Annotated in this window: 20 protein-coding genes; 7 read left to right on the forward strand and 13 right to left on the reverse strand. The window is 40.1% G+C overall.

The window, feature by feature from the left end:
* Nucleotides 1-233 precede the first annotated feature (233 nt).
* The gene (coaD, locus tag NDQ71_RS08710) at nucleotides 234-716 is read left to right on the forward strand and encodes a pantetheine-phosphate adenylyltransferase (protein ID WP_301562604.1); all 483 of its coding nucleotides are present in this window, start codon (nucleotides 234-236) and stop codon (nucleotides 714-716) included.
* On the forward strand, nucleotides 713-2,107 hold the full coding sequence (locus NDQ71_RS08715) for a capsule assembly Wzi family protein (protein WP_301562605.1): 1,395 nt from the start codon (nucleotides 713-715) through the stop codon (nucleotides 2,105-2,107). Before coaD ends, NDQ71_RS08715 begins: the two co-directional genes overlap by 4 nt.
* 16 nt (nucleotides 2,108-2,123) lie before the next feature.
* Here NDQ71_RS08715 and NDQ71_RS08720 read toward each other — a convergent pair whose 3' ends face one another.
* The 9 genes from NDQ71_RS08720 to argC all read right to left on the reverse strand — a co-directional run bounded on the left by NDQ71_RS08720 (nucleotide 2,124) and on the right by argC (nucleotide 10,040).
* Nucleotides 2,124-2,651, reverse strand: coding sequence for a hypothetical protein (locus tag NDQ71_RS08720; RefSeq protein WP_301562606.1), 528 nt, complete (start codon nucleotides 2,649-2,651; stop codon nucleotides 2,124-2,126).
* A gap of 3 nt (nucleotides 2,652-2,654) precedes the next feature.
* Nucleotides 2,655-3,167 (reverse strand): hypothetical protein, encoded by a 513-nt coding sequence (locus tag NDQ71_RS08725; RefSeq protein WP_301562607.1) that lies wholly within the window; start codon nucleotides 3,165-3,167, stop codon nucleotides 2,655-2,657.
* A gap of 5 nt (nucleotides 3,168-3,172) precedes the next feature.
* Nucleotides 3,173-3,706, reverse strand: coding sequence for a hypothetical protein (locus NDQ71_RS08730; protein WP_192541435.1), 534 nt, complete (start codon nucleotides 3,704-3,706; stop codon nucleotides 3,173-3,175).
* A gap of 17 nt (nucleotides 3,707-3,723) precedes the next feature.
* The gene (locus NDQ71_RS08735; RefSeq protein WP_192541436.1) at nucleotides 3,724-3,936 is read right to left on the reverse strand and encodes a hypothetical protein; all 213 of its coding nucleotides are present in this window, start codon (nucleotides 3,934-3,936) and stop codon (nucleotides 3,724-3,726) included.
* 270 nt (nucleotides 3,937-4,206) lie between these two features.
* Nucleotides 4,207-6,072, reverse strand: a complete 1,866-nt coding sequence (argH, locus tag NDQ71_RS08740) for an argininosuccinate lyase (protein ID WP_301562608.1) — start codon at nucleotides 6,070-6,072, stop codon at nucleotides 4,207-4,209.
* Between the two features lie 55 nt (nucleotides 6,073-6,127).
* A complete protein-coding gene (locus NDQ71_RS08745; protein ID WP_301562609.1) occupies nucleotides 6,128-7,330 on the reverse strand; it encodes an argininosuccinate synthase in 1,203 nt (400 codons plus the stop codon).
* 10 nt (nucleotides 7,331-7,340) lie between these two features.
* On the reverse strand, nucleotides 7,341-8,261 hold the full coding sequence (locus NDQ71_RS08750; protein ID WP_064667978.1) for an ornithine carbamoyltransferase: 921 nt from the start codon (nucleotides 8,259-8,261) through the stop codon (nucleotides 7,341-7,343).
* A gap of 7 nt (nucleotides 8,262-8,268) precedes the next feature.
* Nucleotides 8,269-9,030, reverse strand: coding sequence for an acetylglutamate kinase (argB, locus tag NDQ71_RS08755; protein ID WP_301562610.1), 762 nt, complete (start codon nucleotides 9,028-9,030; stop codon nucleotides 8,269-8,271).
* A gap of 5 nt (nucleotides 9,031-9,035) precedes the next feature.
* Nucleotides 9,036-10,040 carry an N-acetyl-gamma-glutamyl-phosphate reductase gene (gene argC / locus NDQ71_RS08760; protein WP_301562611.1) on the reverse strand — a complete coding sequence of 335 codons (1,005 nt, stop codon included), beginning with the start codon at nucleotides 10,038-10,040 and terminating at the stop codon, nucleotides 9,036-9,038.
* Nucleotides 10,041-10,254: 214 nt separating this feature from the next.
* On the opposite strand from argC, the gene argE reads away from it, so the two are divergent.
* Nucleotides 10,255-11,403 carry an acetylornithine deacetylase gene (argE, locus tag NDQ71_RS08765; protein WP_301562612.1) on the forward strand — a complete coding sequence of 383 codons (1,149 nt, stop codon included), beginning with the start codon at nucleotides 10,255-10,257 and terminating at the stop codon, nucleotides 11,401-11,403.
* 50 nt (nucleotides 11,404-11,453) lie between these two features.
* Here argE and NDQ71_RS08770 read toward each other — a convergent pair whose 3' ends face one another.
* Nucleotides 11,454-11,780 carry a hypothetical protein gene (locus tag NDQ71_RS08770; RefSeq protein WP_301562613.1) on the reverse strand — a complete coding sequence of 109 codons (327 nt, stop codon included), beginning with the start codon at nucleotides 11,778-11,780 and terminating at the stop codon, nucleotides 11,454-11,456.
* Nucleotides 11,781-11,830: 50 nt separating this feature from the next.
* On the opposite strand from NDQ71_RS08770, the gene NDQ71_RS08775 reads away from it, so the two are divergent.
* The 3 genes from NDQ71_RS08775 (at nucleotide 11,831) to NDQ71_RS08785 (ending at nucleotide 16,436) form a co-directional block, all read left to right on the forward strand.
* The gene (locus tag NDQ71_RS08775; RefSeq protein WP_192541442.1) at nucleotides 11,831-12,184 is read left to right on the forward strand and encodes a DUF5522 domain-containing protein; all 354 of its coding nucleotides are present in this window, start codon (nucleotides 11,831-11,833) and stop codon (nucleotides 12,182-12,184) included.
* A gap of 238 nt (nucleotides 12,185-12,422) precedes the next feature.
* Entirely contained in the window at nucleotides 12,423-14,855 is a 2,433-nt protein-coding gene (locus NDQ71_RS08780; RefSeq protein WP_301562614.1) for a TonB-dependent receptor, read from the forward strand.
* Between the two features lie 63 nt (nucleotides 14,856-14,918).
* The gene (locus tag NDQ71_RS08785) at nucleotides 14,919-16,436 is read left to right on the forward strand and encodes a sulfotransferase (protein ID WP_301562615.1); all 1,518 of its coding nucleotides are present in this window, start codon (nucleotides 14,919-14,921) and stop codon (nucleotides 16,434-16,436) included.
* Here NDQ71_RS08785 and NDQ71_RS08790 read toward each other — a convergent pair.
* Both NDQ71_RS08790 and NDQ71_RS08795 read right to left on the reverse strand, forming a co-directional pair.
* Complete coding sequence (locus tag NDQ71_RS08790; protein WP_301562616.1) at nucleotides 16,433-17,287, reverse strand: sulfurtransferase; 855 nt, start codon at nucleotides 17,285-17,287, stop codon at nucleotides 16,433-16,435. The two genes, NDQ71_RS08785 and NDQ71_RS08790, sit on opposite strands and share 4 nt — an antisense overlap.
* Complete coding sequence (locus NDQ71_RS08795; RefSeq protein WP_367318009.1) at nucleotides 17,220-18,350, reverse strand: capsular biosynthesis protein; 1,131 nt, start codon at nucleotides 18,348-18,350, stop codon at nucleotides 17,220-17,222. The genes NDQ71_RS08790 and NDQ71_RS08795 overlap by 68 nt, the downstream gene beginning before the upstream one ends.
* Nucleotides 18,351-18,678: 328 nt before the next feature.
* Here NDQ71_RS08795 and NDQ71_RS08800 point away from each other — a divergent pair, with 328 nt between their 5' ends.
* Nucleotides 18,679-19,695, forward strand: a complete 1,017-nt coding sequence (locus NDQ71_RS08800; protein WP_301562618.1) for a CDP-glycerol glycerophosphotransferase family protein — start codon at nucleotides 18,679-18,681, stop codon at nucleotides 19,693-19,695.
* Nucleotides 19,696-19,726: 31 nt separating this feature from the next.
* Here the strand turns inward: NDQ71_RS08800 and NDQ71_RS08805 are convergent, their stop codons facing one another.
* Complete coding sequence (locus NDQ71_RS08805; RefSeq protein ID WP_301562619.1) at nucleotides 19,727-20,128, reverse strand: adenylyltransferase/cytidyltransferase family protein; 402 nt, start codon at nucleotides 20,126-20,128, stop codon at nucleotides 19,727-19,729.
* Nucleotides 20,129-20,216 lie beyond the last annotated feature (88 nt).

The following is a 20,216-nucleotide window of genomic DNA, read 5'->3' on the forward strand; positions in this document are numbered from 1 at the left end:
TTTTTATTTAAGTAAATGCTCAGAATTTACTCAGTATTAGTAGCCGCGCAGTATATACAAATCTAAGCCAATAAAATACTAACTTGAAAATTTCTAACCCATAATTCTTAGTTATTACTTCTTAATGAAATAAACTCATTTACCTATAACATCACACAGTCTCAATTTGCGGGCTGATCTGGGCAACAAAGACTGCTAATATAGCAGCCAAAATAACACTAAGCCGATATTTTATGAAAGTCACCGCAATTTACCCAGGTACCTTTGATCCATTAACTAATGGCCACACAGATTTGATCCAGCGGGCAGCAAAAATGTTCGATACTGTGATTGTTGCAATTGCCCACAATCCTAGTAAAAAACCGTGCTTCAGCTTAGATGAACGTGTAGCACTTGCCAATAGTTTACTCACTCACATAGATAACGTTAGTGTTATTGGCTTTTCAGGCTTACTGGCTGATTTAGCGCGAGATCATAATGCAAATGTGTTGATCCGCGGAATTAGAGCGGTGTCTGATTTTGATTATGAGTTTCAGCTAGCTAATATGAATCGTCGTCTTAATCCTGATTTGGAAAGTGTATTTTTAACGCCGGCTGAAAAAAATTCATTCATTTCTTCAACATTAGTGAAAGAAGTTGCTCGTCATAAAGGTGATGTGAATGAATTTGTACACCCTATTGTCGTAAAAGCATTACAGGAAAAATTACACGGATGAAGTTAAATGCGTATTTAAGTGCTTTATTGGTGATAGCGACACCTACATTTGCCAGTCCTTGGATTGAAAGTGATGATCCATTACTGCGTGCATCAATTGAAATGTTGTTTAACCAAGGGGTAATCAAACAACCAGTTAATAGCTATCCCTTGATGTGGCAAGGTATCGCTAGAGATTTAAATGCGCTTGAAGCCAGTTCTTTATCGGCGCAAAGTCTGTTTGCTTATCAGCATGTAAAGCATGCATTAGCAAATGCGAAGCAAAGCTCAAGCTCAGGTGTCAGAGTTACTTACAATAGTAAACCTGCATTACAACAAAGCTTTGGCAGTCGCGATCAACAAAAAAGTGGTATTAATAGTTATGGCTCTATTACTGGCAATCGCGTTAGTGCAAAAGTAAGTGTAAATTATGCCGATGGTGCACTTGATGATAAATACACCAACTTTTATGGCAGTTATTTAGCGGTATTAATGGGTAATTGGTCTGTCAGTGCCGAGCAAGTAAGCCATTGGTGGGGGCCAAGCAACGATAATGCATTACTGCTTTCGAATAATGCATCGCCAATGAAAGGTCTGCGAGTCAACCGTGCTAACACACAATACGTAGGGCCAAGCTGGCTATCATTTATTGGAAACTGGCAATTAACCGGCATTTACGCAAAACAAAAACCACATTTAAATATCAGTGAAAAAGGTAATTATTGGGCAGTGCGCTTTGCCAGCACTCCACTTGCGGGGCTTGAGATTGCATTTAGCTCAGCGGGCTCGGACTATTTAACCAGCACAGAAATAGACCCCAATTCGCTTGAACTGAGAACAACTAAGCAACGCTTAACCAGTTTAGATGCTAAGTACTCAACCAGCATCGCCAATCAACCGATTGCTTTTTATACTGAGCTAATGGGTAAAAATGACAGTGGTATTGCGCCCAGTGATCCTTTTTATACAGTGGGTGTAGAAAGTTTTTTTGGTGATCAAAAACAGTTATTAAAAACCTATTTTGAATATTCAAATACCCAACAAGATTGTACAGCGCAACTTAGCTGTAATGAAGCTAATGAGAGCTTTACTAATTATGACCAAGCTTATATCCATAAAGGTCACTTAATTGGCTCTGCAACGCCGCTGCAAAGTAAATCAGCCGTATTAGGTGCTCATTATCATACTATGAACGGTTACGCCGGTTATGCCAAATTACGCTGGTCGCAAAGCGAAATGCTAGACCTAACTCAAACACCCGAGACTTTCGAACGTTTACAATTAGAGCTTGGTTATCAGCAAGCAATTTTTAGTGGTTTATGGAAGATCAGTGGCTCTGTGTATAAAGACGAATTTGCTAACGAGTCTGAAAGTAATAGCGCATTAAAAACCAGTTGGGAATATCGGTTTTAATTATTAGGCGAGGCTTCTAGTTTTTTAAGCCTCGCAATCGGTTATAACCACGCACTAAACCTAAAAAATCTTTATTGCAAAATAAAGCAATAATCATCATCACATCCATCACATTAACCGTGACAGAATAAAAAGACCAAAACCACCAAAGTTCATAATGCTCAAAAAGTGCTATGTCTGCATACATAGCAAGAAACAGCAGCATGTTAACAATAATACCAACTACTATATAAAGCTTAGCTGGGTAGCTTCGTATCGACTTCCTGCCAGTAAAAAATAGAATTATAACTAATGTAATAAAATCCAAGAAAGCCCAAACTAAATAACCTGTAAAGTTAGACGTTATCTCAATCCCCAGTGAAAGATTGAGCAAAGGATCACCGAGTAAGTAAGAGAAAAATATTATAAATGATAACCACATAATTGTGGCATCATTATTTGGTTTCGAAGATTTCTTTACTAAATTATATAAAAAAGCCATCAAAAAGCCCCACATGATCAGTGAAGCAAAATAAACATTAAAATATTGCTCTAATAGCTCCATAGCTTACTCTACTTCATGACGCTCATGTAAATACGGCTTATTAACTTTATTAAGAGCTATTCGCAGAAATAAAAAGTCTTTTTCAGTAACCAGTGCAAATATCATTAATAAATCAACAATATTTACTCCATACGAATAAACAGTCCACAACCACCATGGCTCAAGGTTGTGCAAAATATAAATATCATAATGAGTTACAAGCATCAGAAGAGCATTAAGTATCAAGCCAAGTAAAATATAATATAACGCGGTGAATCGCTGTCTTTTACAATATATAAACCATACAAATATTACAGCGATGGTGAGTAAGTCATAGATAAGCCAATTTAGGTAATTTGAGTAGGATAAACGATAAAAATCACTAACCATGTAGGAAAAGGCCATCAGAAAAGATAGCTGAACAACTGCTTTGTCAGGATTATTAAGTCTAGAGACAAGGTTGAATAGGAAGGTCATTAAAAACCCCCACTCGATAAACACACCAATATAAGGGCCGATAGTATCGTTAATAAACATAACAGCTAAGCAGTATGCTTTACTTGTTGTCCTTTAAATAACGCTTTAATTCCATTTTTAAGCTTAATCAATCCTAAAATGTCACGATCGACAATTAAGGCCACTATCATTGTAAAATCAACAATGTTTACACCAAAAGAATATATATCCCAAAGGATCCATGGGTTTGTATTTTCAATGATATGAAGATCATAGTACATGAAGAAGAAAAGAAATGTATTCGCTAAAAGGCCGATGACTACATATACAAAGGCAGGACTTTTTAAGCTAGCCTTTACTATAAATGCCCCCGCTAATATTAAGCTTAAAGTTGCTATATCATACAGAGCCCACTGTAGATATATTCCTGAATTTTCAAACCAAGTGAATAGGTGATCACTAACAAAATAAGAAATGAAAGTAACAAAAGATGTAATTAACAGTACTTTATCTCGCTTTAGATCAGCAAACCATAAAAATAAATTAAAAAAGAAAGCCATCATGAAGCCCCAAACTACTAAGGCTCCTAATGATAAACCAAAATGCTCTGTTAAATACATCTGTCACTCATAGGAATCTATCTAGGGCGTTTATCTGGGTCTAATACAATAATCCCACCACCACGTTGAATTTCAGCTTCGCCTTTTGATGCTAGCAAAGCTTCATTAGATATAGACACTGTATCAGATTGTAGGGTTTTATTACTAGCGCTTTGTTCAAGTGCTGGCTTTGATTGTTGCATAGAGTTGTATGCTTGCATTTGCAGTTGGTTGTTAGCAGTAATTTGCATGAGATTGATCCTTTCAAAAATGTTGAATTAATAACTTGTTAAACAAGCTATCGTTGCTTTAGCGCTCTGATTATTTATTGGCGCTTTTAAGATGAACTCACACTGAGCCATCGTACACTTTATAGGTAGCAATTACCGATCCAACATTTAAAAAAAACGATCTTTTTTTGATCTTGATAATAAGCAGGTAGAACAACAGGTCATACCAGACGTGTTTAGACATAAAAAAACGCACAGGGGTAACCGTACGTCTTTTACATCCAGGGATTTCTAGGCCACGTTTTTACACGGGATCTCCGTATTACTACTTAGCTTCAAAATAAATTCCATTGCGACTTCGTCACAATTGTCTCTGCGCAAACACAGTTCACAATCTTTCATTACCTTTTCCGGTAAGCTGTCTTTAGTACAGAATGTGAAACCTTGTTTCTCAAAGAAATCAAGTACTCGCGTCAAAACAATGATGCGATTCAGTGCCAATTTTTTGGCTTTAACTAATAAGTGCTCAACTAACTGGCGACCTTGTCCGGTAATACCGGTTTCGGGATCTATACCGAGTGAGCGAATTTCAGCAAGACCAGTATCATAAATATACAGTGACGCACAGCCCGAAACTTTTCCAGCAACTTCCGTTACCGCAAACTCATTAATTGAGTGCACCATGTCACTTTTAGCACGCGGCAGATTTTCACCTACAGTCGCCCAATGCTGGATCAGCTTTGCAATTGACTCAACATCATCAAGATTAGCGTCACGAACCGTTATTTGCTGTTTTTTTTTAGCATCTTTAACAGCAATGCTTACTTGCTCTAAAGATGTGCCACCAAGTGCTTGGCGCGCTTTAATACATGCGTCTATTTCTAATACAGCATATACATCCTGCTCAAAAATACTATGCACAGATTGGAATTGTTCTAAACTTAAATCTTCTAAGTTATTCCCTTGTGCGATAGCCATTTGCACCAGTACACCAACAATATGATGACCCTCTCTAAACGGGATGCCTTTGGCTACTAAATAATCAGCTAACTCAGTCGCATTTGAATGGCCACCTTTTGCAGCAGCCAGCGTTCGTTCACCATTTACTTTTATACCTTTAATACACGCTTGCGCCATATGAATACAGGCAAGCCAGGTTGGCATCGCATCAAACAAGCCTTCTTTGTCTTCTTGCATATCTTTGTTATAGGCAAGCGGCAAAGCTTTTAACGTCATCATCATGGCACTAAATGCCCCAAAGACACGGCCAGTTTTACCACGGATAAGCTCTAATGCATCTGGGTTTTTCTTTTGTGGCATAAGTGACGAACCAGAAGTGACATTATCAGCCAACTCAATAAAACCCGCCTCGCCCGAGTTGTAGAAGATCAGATCTTCTGACATACGCGATAAATGGATCATAGAGATTGACGCACAGCTCAATAGTTCAACCACAAAGTCACGGTCTGATACAGCATCTAAACTATTTTTAGTCGCAGCGGTAAAACCTAACCCAGTGGCAAGTGCTTGCCGATCAATTGGGTACGCAGTACCGGCAAGTGCCCCACTGCCTAATGGACAAAAGTTCATTCGAGCTTTAGCGTCACTTAAACGGCTTTCATCACGTTCGAGCATTTCAACATACGCCATACACCAGTGACTAAACAAGAGTGGTTGTGCGCGTTGTAAATGGGTATAACCAGGTAAAATAGTACCCAGCTCACGTTCAGCCAACGCAATAAACTCACCTTTTAACTGACCAAGCGCTGCAAGTAAGTGATCTGCGGTATCACGACACCATAAACGAAAATCAGTGGCAACTTGGTCGTTACGGCTACGTCCGGTGTGTAACTTTTTAGCTAAATCACCTACTTTTTCGATTAAAGCAGCTTCAACATGTGAGTGAATATCTTCAGCACCCGATGTTGCCACCGCTTGCGGATCCGCTTTTACTTCGTCGAGTAGTTCGTATAGTGCAGCTACTAGTGATTGATGCTCGCTACTACTTAGTACATCAACTTGCTTTAAGGCACCAGCCCATGCAACAGAGCCGACAATATCCTGCTCCGCTAGTTGATAATCGAAGGGAAGTGAGTCGTTAAATTGTTTAAACGCCTCATCTGGACCCGTAGAAAAACGTCCGCCCCATAATGCCATGAAATCTCTCCAAACCCTGAAATTGCCCCGTTTTAGTTACGGGGCTGTAGTAAAATTACTTCTTCGCTAGTGCTGAAATTCTGCTTGAAAGCGAGAATAAACGAATAAAACCTTCAGCATGCGATTGGTCGTACACATCATCTGCACCAAATGTTGCAAAATCTTCGCTGTATAAGCTATTTGGTGATTTTTTCTGAACCGCAGTCACCTGGCCTTTGTAAAGCTTAAGTACAACTTCACCCGTTGCCACGGTTGATAGCGCTTCAGCACCCGCTAAAATTGAATCTTTAAGCGGCGTGAACCAGCGGCCGTCATACACTAAGTGCGAAAACTCACCGCCCAGTACTTCTTTCCATTTGCGGCTTGCTTTATCAAGTACCAGTTCATCAATTGCTTGTAATGCCGCCATGATCACTGTGCCACCTGGTGTTTCATAACAACCACGTGATTTCATACCTACTAAACGGTTTTCAACGATATCAACGCGACCAACACCATGAGGCGACGCTATCTCATTTAATTTAACTAAACAGTCATACGGTTTAAGTTGCTCACCATTTACCGCAACAACTTCACCTTCAACTACATTTAAAGTAACAAATTCAGGCTCATTCGGTGCTTGCTCCGGAGAATTAGTCCAAGTCCAGACTTGCTCACTTGGTTGACACCACGGATCTTCAAGCTCACCACCTTCGTGAGAAATGTGCCACGCGTTTGCATCACGGCTGTAGATTTTAGTCGCTGATGCTGAACATGGAATATTACGCTCAGCTAAGTAATCAAGTAACGACTCACGGCTTGATAAGTCCCACTCACGCCACGGTGCAATCACTTGCAGATCAGGGGCAAGGGCGGCAAAACACGACTCAAAACGTACTTGGTCGTTACCTTTACCTGTGCAACCATGAGAAAGTGCATCTGCACCAACTTTACGAGCAATTTCAACTTGCGCTTTAGCAATAATAGGCCGTGCCATTGATGTACCTAGTAAATAAGTACCTTCGTAGATTGACCCTGTTTTAAGTGTTGGATAAATATAATCACTTACCATCTCATCTTTTAAGTCAACTACATAACACTCAGATGCACCAGAGGCGATCGCTTTAGCTTCAACGCCTTCAAGCTCCTCTGCGCCTTGACCTACATCGGCCACAAATGCAATAACTTCACAACCGTAGTTTTCTTTTAACCATGGCACGATGGCCGACGTATCTAAACCACCAGAATAGGCTAATACAACTTTTTTAATAGAACTCATTGGTGATACCTTACACAAAATTTGGATTTAATAATGAAACAAGCAATGCGTTTTGCGCATGCATACGGTTTTCTGCTTGTTGTATAATTTTTGACGCCGGGCCGTCCATTACTTCTGAGGTAATTTCAAACTCACGGTGTGCAGGCTGGCAATGTAATACAGTGTCAGCCCCTGTTTGTTCAAGTAATGCAGTATTTAATTGATACGGCATATACTTTTCTTTTACTTGTTCAAGCGGTGTATCGTCGCCCATTGATACCCACGTATCGGCATACACAGCATTTGCACCAACCGCTGCTTCAACACGATCGCTGACCATTACCGATGCACCATTCATTGCCGCAATTTGCTCAGCTTGCTTAAGAATTTGTGAATCTGGTGAACTGCCTTTCGGGCATACTGCAACAAAATCAGTCCCTAAGGTTGCAGCCAGTAACATCAGTGAATGTGTAACGTTGTTACCTTCACCTAAATAAGCAAGTTTTAGCTGGCTCACATCACCGTATACTTCTTGTAATGTTAAAAAGTCAGCCAACGCTTGGCATGGGTGATATAAATCACACAGGCTGTTGACCACAGGCACGCTGGAAAATTCAGCAAGCGTAGTTAAGGTTTTATGCTGATACACACGTGCAACAATGCCATCTGCCCAACTTGCAATATTCAAAGCAAAATCTTTTACTGATTCACGGGCGCCCATGGCACCATTTTGTGAATCAAGATACACAGCATGACCACCTAACTTATTGATGCCAATATCAAATGATAAACGCGTACGTAAGCTTGGTTTTTCAAATAAAGTAACCACTGATTTACCAGCCAGTGCTTGGCTAAAATCAGCAGGGTTTGCTTTAATTTTTTGCGCAAGCTTAAGTAATTTAAGTGCGCCTTGCTGGTCTAGTTCAAGACCTGATAAAAAATGATTAAACATATAAAACCTATGGTGTAATTTTTGTTCCGACGTGCTCACCCGCAAGTAGAGCTACTAAGTTTCCTGGCTTTTGCCAACTCGAGATATAAACGCCACGTCGTAAGTGCTGGGCAGCAAGAAGGCTGGTCTTAACTTTGACCTCCATCCCACCCAAAATTACTCCTTCTGCAATTAAAGTATTGATCTGATTTGTGTCAAGTTGATGTAACGGCTGTTTATCTGCATCAAGCACGGCTTCTACATCGGTCATAAAAATAATTTCTGCATTGAGTTCTTTGGCAATCGCCGCCGCAGCTTCATCGGCATTCACGTTATACCAAAGGCCATCGTCACCAAAACCGATTGAACTAACTAAAGGTAGACGCCCAAGTTTTAATAACTCAGGTATCACACTTTGTACGCCACTATCACACTGACCAACTTGACCAAGTGCTTTAAGCTTCTGCGACGAAATAATGCCAGCCTCGTATAGACTAAGCCCAACAGGTTTGTGCCCTGCTACGATTGCTTGACTCATTAATTGCTTATTTGCACAACCTGCCAATGCCCCAACAATGTACGGCATTTGCTCTTTTGGACTGATCCGTAAGCCCTGGTGTTTCGCGCTGGCAAAACCGGCTTCTTTTAGCCAACTATCAACTAACGCCCCACCACCGTGAACAATCACAAACTGTGCTTGGGTTTGTGAAGCTAGCACTTCAAATAACGCTTTTGCCGCGTCTTCTGTGTTGAGTACTGCACCACCGAGTTTGATGACCCATGTTTGCATTACTGTTACCCTTTTAAACCTGTGCTATGAGGTAAGTCCATAGCTAAATTAATACATTGCAGTGCTTGGCCTGCCGCACCTTTTAATAAGTTATCAATCGCTGCCATCACAATCAGTTGACTACCTTGTTGTTGCCAAGCGATGTCCACAAACGGCTGCTTAGCCACCCCTTTAATTGAAGGTATTTTATTACCAAGCAATCTGATCAACGGCTCATCGGCAAGTACTTGATAAGCTTGCGTGACTTGCTCTGGAGTAACATCGGCTTTTAATTGCACATAAATAGTTTCTAAAATGCCACGAGGGAAATTGCCTAAATGTGGCGTGAATAACACTTTATGGCCTAAGTGCTGTTCAATCTCAGGGCTATGTCTGTGGTTAAATAACCCGTATGGTGCAAGCGATACTTCACAAAAATGCGTGCCTACACTGGCTTTACGCCCGGCACCGGTTACTCCCGATACCGCATTAATAATCACTGGCTGATCAGCCAATAAACCGGCTTGCTGCAATGGCTTTAACGCATTTAATGCCGCAGTTGGGTAGCAGCCCGCTACGGCAACTAGTTGCGCTTTAGCGATTGCGTCACTATTCCATTCAGCCAAGCCATACGCAGCTTGTTTAAGTAATTCAGTATGTTGATGCTCAAAACCATAATAAGTTTGATAATCTTCATTACTGCTTAAGCGGTAGCCACCTGATAAATCAAAAACTTTTTTACCCATCTTCAAAAAACGTGGCGCTAAATCAACACTCACTTTATGATCAGTACATAAACACACAAAATCAGCTGAGCTTTCGATATCGTTATATGCACTTTCGCTAAGCGGCAATAAGGGAGAATCAAGCAAACCAACATGCTCAGGATATAAGTCGCTTAATAGCTTGCCTTTATCTAAGCTTTGCTCAGATACATAACACGCTGCTAAAGTTAACTGCGGATGCTTTACGACTAAACTTGCTAATTCTGCGCCGCTATAACCACTTGCGCCAATAATCACTACTTTCATTCGTTACTCTTTTTGGGTTTTACTACTATATTTACATTCAAATCGGGTTAGACAGTGCATAAACACACTGTTTTGGGAATGAAACTGGATTATCGTCGTTTTATATTCATTGCGTCGCTTTAATATATTTATGCTTAAAAAGTGAATTGATATTCATCATAAATACTTTTATATTGTTATGCAATTAGATTGAATAATTATTTTGGATTTTTTTATGCCTTTACCGTCTTTTTTGTCCATGTATCAGCAGTTGATTGCCGCCCCTTCCATTAGTGCTATGGATGAATCGTTAGCCATGAGTAATAAAGGCGTCATTGAGCTACTTGCCAATTGGTGTAGCAGCTTAGGTTTTGAATGCGAAATTACAGAGTTATCAGGCCCTAAAGGTCGCTTTAATTTGCTCGCCAAACGCGGCCAAGGCGATGGCGGTTTAATGCTTGCCGGTCACACCGATACGGTTCCTTTTGATGATAGTCGCTGGAATTATGATCCGTTTAAATTAAGCGAATATGACAATAAACTATATGGTTTAGGCAGTATCGATATGAAAGGCTTTTTTGCTTTTGTACTGCAAGCAATTAGTGAACTCGATGAAACCACACAAACTCAACCCATTTTAATTTTAGCCACCGCCGATGAAGAAACTACTATGGCTGGTGCACAGCAAATTTGTCAGCACAAAAATTTAAAACCAGCGCGTTGCATTATTGGTGAACCTACTGATATGACACCGGTATTTACTCACAAAGGTCATATGAGTACGGCTATTCGCGTAGTCGGTCGCTCAGGTCATAGCTCTGATCCTGAACGTGGTTTAAACGCCATTGAAGTGATGCATAAAGTAATTGCAAAATTGTTACTTTTAAAAGATGAATTAAAGAATAAATATTCAGTAGATCACTTTATTATTCCCTACCCAACATTAAACCTAGGGCATATTCACGGTGGCGATAACGCCAATCGTATTTGTGGCTGCTGTGAAATGCATATTGATATGCGCCCATTACCAGGTTTAAGTGTGCAAGAACTGCAAATGATGTTGTTAAAAATAGCGGCTGAAATAAATAATCAATATCCAGATGCAGTGAGTGTGATGGATATGCACGAGCCTATTCCAGCCTTTACCGGCAGTACCGACACGGCATTAGTACAATTAGCAGAAAAAATATCGGGGGAGCAAGCCGTTGCCGTAAATTACTGCACCGAAGCGCCGTTTATTCAGCAACTTGGCTGCGAGACTATCGTAATGGGGCCGGGCTCTATTAACCAAGCCCACCAACCGGATGAGTTTTTAGCGATGGAAAAAATAAAGCCATCACAACATATTATTAGTGAAATGATTAAAGCAAGCTGCTTTAATTAAACTCAGTTGCATTTGCTCAGATGTCGAGTTCTTAAATACATAGAACTCGTCTAAGCTTTAAACAACTCAATCAGTCTCGCGACTTTGCTCTTATCAAGCTCGCCCATTTGTTCGCTGTTACTGAGGGCATAAATTACGCCTTCTACAGCACTGTAGTCGATATCAGATCTAGATTCTATAACATTCGCCCACATCTCTAGGTCGTCTAAGTCTATCTCATCTGCTTGGCAGCGAGTGAGCACATCAAGTACCGTTATCAGCGTCAATACGTAAATTGGACCTTGGTTATTTATTGTTGATGTAACAATGATACTTATGGCCTCGTCTTTTTGTTTACCAAAACTGGCGAATTCTGCTAACGCTTGTGCTCTGTTCATAGTTGCTTATCTGTTATTCTATGGGTTATTAAAAATTAAACGTATATCAAATGACTATTTTAGCCTGCTCACAATGCCACACCACTGTGTCATGTAATGTCGAGGATATTAACGCTTGTTGGTGCAATGAGCTGCCGGCTATTTTACCGCTTGATAACACAACCACCAGTTGTTTATGTCGAAATTGTACTTTAGCGAAAATGAATCAGTTTCTAAGTACCCTTTATCAACGACCCCTCAAAGAGCAACTTGCTTTCGCAAAGCCTTTTCATGGTAACGATAATTTAATCGAAAACCTCGATTATGAAATGCAAAACGGCTACATGGTATTTAGTCGTTGGTTTTTCTTAAAACGTGGAAAGTGCTGTAAAAACAACTGTAAAAACTGTCCTTATAAAAAATAAAACACCAAAAACAAACAAAAGAAACACTAGGTAAACACCAAACTTACAACAAAAATAATTTAAAAATATTTATATTCAAAATATAGCGTAAAAAGACGTTAAAATTGTGTTTTAGTGAATAATATACCTATATAATTGAATATTAATTTCAGCACCAATTTCAACATCCTGTTTATCTTTTTGTAACATGCTTTCTTAATAACCTACAACAACCAGATAAACAAAAACAGGATAATAAATGAAACAGTTCAAGCCAAGTATTGTCGCTTGCGCAATAGCCGCCCAACTTTTTACTGTCGATCATGCTTTTGCAGCGGATCAACAAGTTGTAACCGAAAAAACAATTGAAACAATTCAAATTACCGCGACTCGTCGTGCAGGCTCTGTGCAAGAAGCTCCTCTTAATATTACCGCTCTTGATGGTGATGTTATAAAAGATCAAAACATTGGTGATCTTGAAGATGTGGCCCGCTGGGTACCTGGTTTAACTATTTCTGATCAAGGTGGCCGTGAGGGCTCACCTATTATTGTTCGTGGTTTAAATACCAATACTTCTGATCGTATTTCTGATGGCGGTACGGTAGCCACTTACGTGGGCGAAATTCCACTAAACATAGATTTACGCTTAACTGACGTTGATCGTGTTGAAGTGCTTATTGGCCCACAGGGTACTTTATACGGAGCTGGCACATTAGGCGGCGCTATTCGTTACTTATTAAAGCAACCGCAGCTTGATATTACCGAAGGCCAAGTTACTGGTGATGTATTTAGCTTAAATGAAAGCGACGGCACCGGTGGTGAATTTGGCTTAGTGTTTAATACGCCGTTAATTGATGATGTATTGGCTATTCGCGCTAGTGTCAATTATTACACCAACCCTGGTTATATCGATTATAACTACGTGATGCAAAACCCTGGCGTATCAAACCCAAATCCTGATTTTACCAACCCACAAGATGTCAGTGCTAACTTGCGTAATGTCAGTGACGTAAATGATGAACAAATTACTACAGGGCGTGTGTCACTGCGTTGGCAAGCCAGCGAAGCTATCGATGCAACGCTAAACTATTTTTATCAAAAACAAGAAAATGGCGGTAATTCTACATCGCAATATAATTCATTAAGTGACAGCAGTGCCTTTCACGGCATGGTGGGTCAATACGAAAATGCAGCCCGCATACTAGAGCCAGGTGAAGAAGAAAACGACTTATTGAGCTTAGAAATTAAAGCGGATCTAGGCTTTGCTGAACTTGTATCAGCATCTGGTTGGTCAAGCTATGAGCAATCTGGGCAACGCGACCAAACAGACCTGCTTTACGATATATATTCAGGCTACGCTGAATTTCCAGCATTTGTAGCGCAAGCACGAGACACCTCTAAACGCGATAACTTCACCCAAGAAATTCGTTTAGTCTCAACTACAGACAGCGCTTTTAACTGGATAGTCGGCGCCTATTATAACAAACTGGAAAGTGACTCAGACGATAGAGAATACACACCCGGTTTAACTGAGTTTTGGGGCGATGATATTCCAAATCTGCAACAAGACCTCGAATATATTTTAGTCAGTGACTCTGAAACCACTGAAACGGCCCTTTTTGGTGAAGTTGGCTATGCGTTTACCGATCAATTCAATGTGACGCTTGGTGCGCGTTTTTACGAGTACGATGTATCCACTACATCAGGCTCAGCAACACCATTGTATTCGGGTGATTTCGCGTCTCTTGATGACTTAGTAATGGAAAATGTCAGTGCTAGCGACAACGGTAATCTGTTTAAATTTAATGCCAGCTACACTTTCGATTCTGGTGTACTTGCTTACTTTACTGTAAGTGAAGGCTTTAGGATTGGTGGTGGTAACGGTATTGCACCTTGCCCAGATGTATTGCCAGATCAACAAATTGTTTGTGCATACCCAGATGAAGAAGATTATAAACCAGATACCACAGTAAACTATGAACTGGGTTTTAAATCGAGCTGGTTTAAAAACCGCCTACACTTTAATGCGGCATTGTTTAATGTTGATTGGAAAGATGCGCAAGTTGGTACTGCAACGGTAAATGGTCAAGAGCTAATTACCTCTAATGCTGGGGCAGCTAATTCAAAAGGCGTGGAAATTTCATCTCGCGCTATGATTGCCGATAACTGGACGGCCTACGCCACCTACGCCTATGCCAAAGCTGAGTTAACCGAAGATGCTCCAGGTTTATTAGGCACATTAGATAAAAAGTATACACAGTATCAAGCATACTACGATGGTGCTGACGGCGACCGCTTACCAGGCGCGCCTGAGCATCAGCTTTCATTCGGCCTGCGTTATGAGCAAGATGTACTCGATGATAAGTTACTGAGCATTAACTACGGTATGACAGCGCAAAGTGATGTGATCACTAAAGTTGGCTTAAAAGCCGATGGTGAAACGCTTGCAGGCTATGCACTGAGTAACTTATCTGCCAAGTTAACCGGTGATATGTGGTCGGCAACCATTTACGTTGATAACTTATTCGATAAGTACGCCTTTACCTCGGTACGCCGCGATAAATCATGGGCAGGTATGGCTAAATATGAAGAGCTCAATAAAGAGCTGCCTGAGCTGCAACGTGTGTATGGTCACTACACTACAGCGCCGCGCACTATCGGTATGAAGTTTACCTATAATTTTGAACTGTAATAACGGTTAACCATAAACTAAAAAGCCTTGGCGTTTTACACCAAGGCTTTTATGCTTATAGCCATGCTGACATCGACACAAAAACACCTGCAACAACAAATTGAACTTGCTATTAATCATGGCAAGCTTAACGATGCGCACTTATTACTGGTCAGTAATATTAAAAATACCGCAGATGATCACTTTAGCTATTTTTTACTGGCGCAAGTAAATGTTGCAGCAAACGATATTAGCAAAGCAAATAAACTGCTCGCTACAGCAATTAGTATTACGCCACTACCTTTATATTTTGCTCACTCGGCTAAACTCGCCGTACTCAATGGGCAGTTGTTAGATGCGCAGCAACATATAACTGAAGCAATAAAATACCTACAGTATGAAGCGATTGAATGCGATTTAATCGCTAATGTATTAACTCGCCTAGGACATTATAAACTCGCGCTAGAGTGGCAATTACGTGCTCACCAACATGCCCCTACAAACCCACAGCTCAGTTATAACTTAGCAGTGGCATATAAAATAATGGGGCAATTTAATGATGCGCAACAACTATTGCACACATTAACACAACAGCAGCCGCAGTATTTTCAAGCTCACTATTCACTTGCTGAACTTAATAATAACAAGCAGGCTAAACAGCATTTACAACAGCTGTTAACTTTAACCGAATACGCTACAGCGCCAATGCAGCAGCAATTTCTGCACCATGCGATTGCACTAAACTATGAACACTGTACTGATTATAAGCATGCCTTTGCGCACTTTAGTGCCAGTAAGCAAGCAATCTCTCAGCATATAAAATATGATGCAAAAACCCACCGTAAATTTTGCGAGCAGCTGATAGCACTGAGTAATGATTATAAGCCGCGCACAAGCGACAGCGACTTTACCCCGTTATTTGTGGTTGGCATGCCACGCTCAGGCACAACCTTGCTAGAGAAAATAATTAACCAAGCAACACAAGTACAAGGAGTTGGCGAACTTAATGATATTGCCCAGCTTTGCCAAGACAGTCATGCTCAAGTACTAAATAATGCAGTGCTCAATGGGGTATATAAAAATACAGCATTAACAGCGCAGCTAAACCAATATCAACAACGTATTAATCAGCTTGTGACCGCAGATCTGCGTAGTTGCGATCAACAACCATTTAATTTTTACTATATCGATTTAATATTAGCGGCTTTCCCAAAGGCTAAAATCATTTGCATGCAACGAGGCAAAGAAGCCAGCTGTATTGCTAACTACCGCCAACTATACAGCCCAGCTAGTGCGTTTCATCACTATAGCTATAAGCTGCAAGATATTGATAGTTTTTATCAAGACTACAGCGATTTGATCACTCATTTTGCAACAAAGCACCCTGCGAATGTAATGATCATGCAATACGAAACCTTAGTCTCAGAGCCAATAACAAGCACACAGCAACTCTATGATTTTTGTGATTTACCTTGGCAGGCTCAGTGCCTTGATTTTTATCAGCAACACAGTCCGTCAGCAACGGCGAGCAAAGTACAAGTGCGCCAGCCTCTTAATAGCAAAGGGATTAATTACTGGCAGCATTACGCGTTTGCACTTTAACGTGTAGGGCAAGGGCCAGTTTCGATAGGTAGCTCATCACGGCCACCCCACTCGCTCCAAGAGCCATCATAAACGTGCAAGTTTTGATAGCCACATTCATCAGCAAATAACGCTAAAATGCAGGCGGTAACGCCAGAGCCACAACTAAACTGCAAGGTTGTTTCAAGCGTTGCTTGATCACCTAGGACCGAGTCGAATGCAGCTTTAATATCTGTTAATGGTTTTGCTTCGCCATCATCCAATAATTCAACAAAAGGCAAAGCGCGGCTATTAGGAATATGACCACTGCGCATACCCGCTCTTGGTTCTGCCATCTCTCCTAAATAACGCTGATAACCCCGCGCATCAAGCAGTACGGTGTGCTCATCATCAATACCATTAAAAACCGCAGCGGCATCAATAAAATATCCGGCTCTTGGCTTAGCCGCAAAATCACCCTGGTGATGATTGTAGCTATATTCAATTTGGGTAAGATACCCGAGCGATTGCCATTTAGCTAAGCCACCACTGAGTACTTTAACATTATCAAAGCCCATGGCTTTAAACATCCACCAGCCTCGTGCGGCACTAAATAAGCCTTGGTCTTCATAAATAATTACTAACGAATCTTTATCAACCACCATTAACTGCATTTGCTGAGTAAACTGCTCTGCACTACACATGCTATGCGGCAACGGATTGTCTAGATCAGCTAATTGTTTTTTAAAATCAAAGCGCTGCGCATTAGGTAACTTAGCTTCTGGTTTATACTCACCCGGTTTACCGGGGCGCACCATACCGGCATCAAAAATAATCAGCTTGGGGTCGTTTAAGTGCGCGTTTAACCATTGGCAAGTTACGATGTTTTTCATTGTTATCCTTTACTTCACTAATTTGCTGAGAGAAAACATCCAACCCTAATAGACGTTTTTCAACAGCTTCTACATGCTCTTTTGAGCAATCTTGCCACCTTCCTTGCACACTGTAAACATGCTTTATATAATTGAAAAATTGGTTTCTAAGTTGCGTATTGAACTGCCAACCTTGGCTCATTTGCGATATTCGTTCACTTAACTCTTCATTATTGCGCGCATGTAAAACCAATTCGTCAATGTTATAGCAAGCCAGTCCTAACGTAATAACTCGGCGGCCAACCAATAACGCCTCTAGTCCGACTGTGGAATTAATCGTGATCACAGCCTCTGCGCTATCAATTAAATCAGCCGTCACATTACCGTTAGCAAAGACGGCCTGAGGGTGTTTTTTATATAAATGAGAATAATGTTTATGCCAAGAAGGATGTTCTTTAAATACCACTTTTAATTCTGGGTCATTGAGTTTTTCAATAGCGGTCATTACTTCTGTAAATAACATCTCCATTGAATGGATCCAAGGCGAATAACATACTATCTGCGTATCATGTGGAACCTGAAATGGCACAAAAATATAGCGCTTAGGTAACTTGCTTTGTACAAATGCTTTGCGTTTTTTATGATTTACTCTAGCTGTTAATTCTGATGCTTCACAAATTGCATTTTTTGAAGGTGCAATGTCAAGGTAAAAGCCTTTTTCACGCTGAATTGAAGATGCATAATTAACGCCTTTTGGATCCAAACAGGTTGTATTAGGTAGTAAGCCGTTTTCATAGTATATGATGCTAATTCTTAGCTTTTCAGCAGCTTTCACGACTGTAATATTAGGCAATTTATGGCCGTTCCAAATAACTAAATGGGTGGCCTGCTCCTTTGTAAGTAATGCTAAATATTTAGCATACCGACAACGCTCAACTATTTTTATTAAAAAAGAGTAAACTAATATTAATAAGTAGCTACACCAAATTGCGTGTTTGGCTTGTTTACGCTTTAATTGTGTTGCAATAACCTCATCAAAAGATACTTTAAATGCTTGGGGTAAATACTTTACAGCGCTGAGCATTGGCCTGCCAAAAATATGCAAACTTGCCCTCAAATTTAGTTGAGTAATTAGCTTTTTATAATATCGAGCATGTATATTACGACGAGTAACAAAGAGGAAATGCATAGTATGATTACACCCATTAAACTTCCTAGGTGACAATATTAAGCTGTAAATATGACTAATTTATGAACGAAGCAGCAACAATGCTTTTACGCTGTAGTTGCACATTATTTTGTTTTAAAGTAATAAAACTGTATTATAGGCAACTAATTCTGGTAAATAGAATCTTTACCAATGCCTTCGAAATATATTTTATTACCAATTTAAAGTCGAAAAGTGACTTCTCATGCCTAAACATTATTTATTCTATGTAGAACAACCCTATAGCTTCGCTATTTTGCGTCCTATTCAAGCTGCAATCAAAGCCAACGGGGATAAAGCTTGCTGGTTTATTACAAAAAAAAGCGGTATTACCAACAGCTTGCTAGAGGGCGAGCAACAACTTCATACTATTGAAGATGTTAAAGACTTTAACCCTTGTGCCGTATTTGTGCCTGGCAATGTTGTGCCAGATTTTTTTCCTGGTGTAAAAGTACAAGTGTTTCATGGCTTAGAATATAAAAAGAAAGGTCACTTTGCGATTCGAGGTTTTTTTGATTTGTACTGTACTCATGGCCCTCTTACAACAGAACCATTTACACGGTTAGCAGAAAAAAACGGTTATTTTAGAGTGATAGAAACTGGCTGGCCAAAACTCGACCCTTATTTTAATTACCAAAAAAAGAAAAATCTAAAGCCAGTTATTTTATATGCACCAACATTTTCACCAAACTTATCTTCGCTTGAAGCCTTATTTGAGCAAATCAGGGAGCTTGCAAAAAGTGGTGATTACGCTATTAAACTCAAGTTTCACCCAAAGACTAAACAGCAGTGGCAGCAATTATATCAACCACTTACAGAATTAGAACATTTTGAAATTTGCCAAAGTGATAACTTAATGCCTTTAATTCAACACGCCGACGTGGTTATTTCAGATACATCTAGTGCCGTTGATGAATCATTATTATTAGGCAAACCGGTGATCACTTTTAATAACGCTCAGCCACAAGATGCTTTAATAAATATCACCAAACCGGAGCAATTAGGTGGTGCATTAGCACAAGCACTCACTTTAAGCGATGAGCAGCAACTAAAAATTAATCAGTATATAACCCAAGTACATCCATTTACTGATGGCAATAGTGCTCAACGCGTACTGGCTGCAACCGAACACGTTATTGAAGCGGGAGTTATGCAAAAGCCACTTAATCTACTGCGCCGATACAAAATCCGAAAAGCGCTCAACTATATGAAGTTAAAGTAAGTCGAAGGTGGGCTAGGTCCACCTTAATCGTTTATTGAGATAATGGATTACGTACCACTTCAATAATTTCAGTGGTTGAAATTGAAGGGGTACGAGTAAGGTATTTCACATCACACAAACTTTTAAATTCATCAAAACGTCCAGCCCAGTCATCACCCATTACTAATAAGTCAGCTTTATGTTCAGAAATGTATGCGCCTTTAAGCTCTAATGAATGCTCAATAAATACCTCATCAACACAGCGTAATGAACTAATGATCCTTACTCTATCGGCTTCACTGTAGACTGGATTGCGGCCTTTTTTTGACATATTGAGCGCATCTGAAGACACGCCTACAATCAGATAATCACCCAATGCTTTAGCACGCTCTAATATATTGATGTGGCCAACATGGAAAATATCAAACGTTCCAAAGGTAATTACTCGTTTCATTTATTTTCCCCTAAATAGTTAGCAATTTGCCCAACAGATAAGCGATCCATTTTACCAGCGAGCGGTTTGAAAACACTAGCCCTATTTT

Origin of the sequence: Pseudoalteromonas sp. KG3, assembly GCF_030436385.1 — a bacterium.
In the GTDB taxonomy this organism is placed as follows: domain Bacteria; phylum Pseudomonadota; class Gammaproteobacteria; order Enterobacterales; family Alteromonadaceae; genus Pseudoalteromonas; species Pseudoalteromonas prydzensis.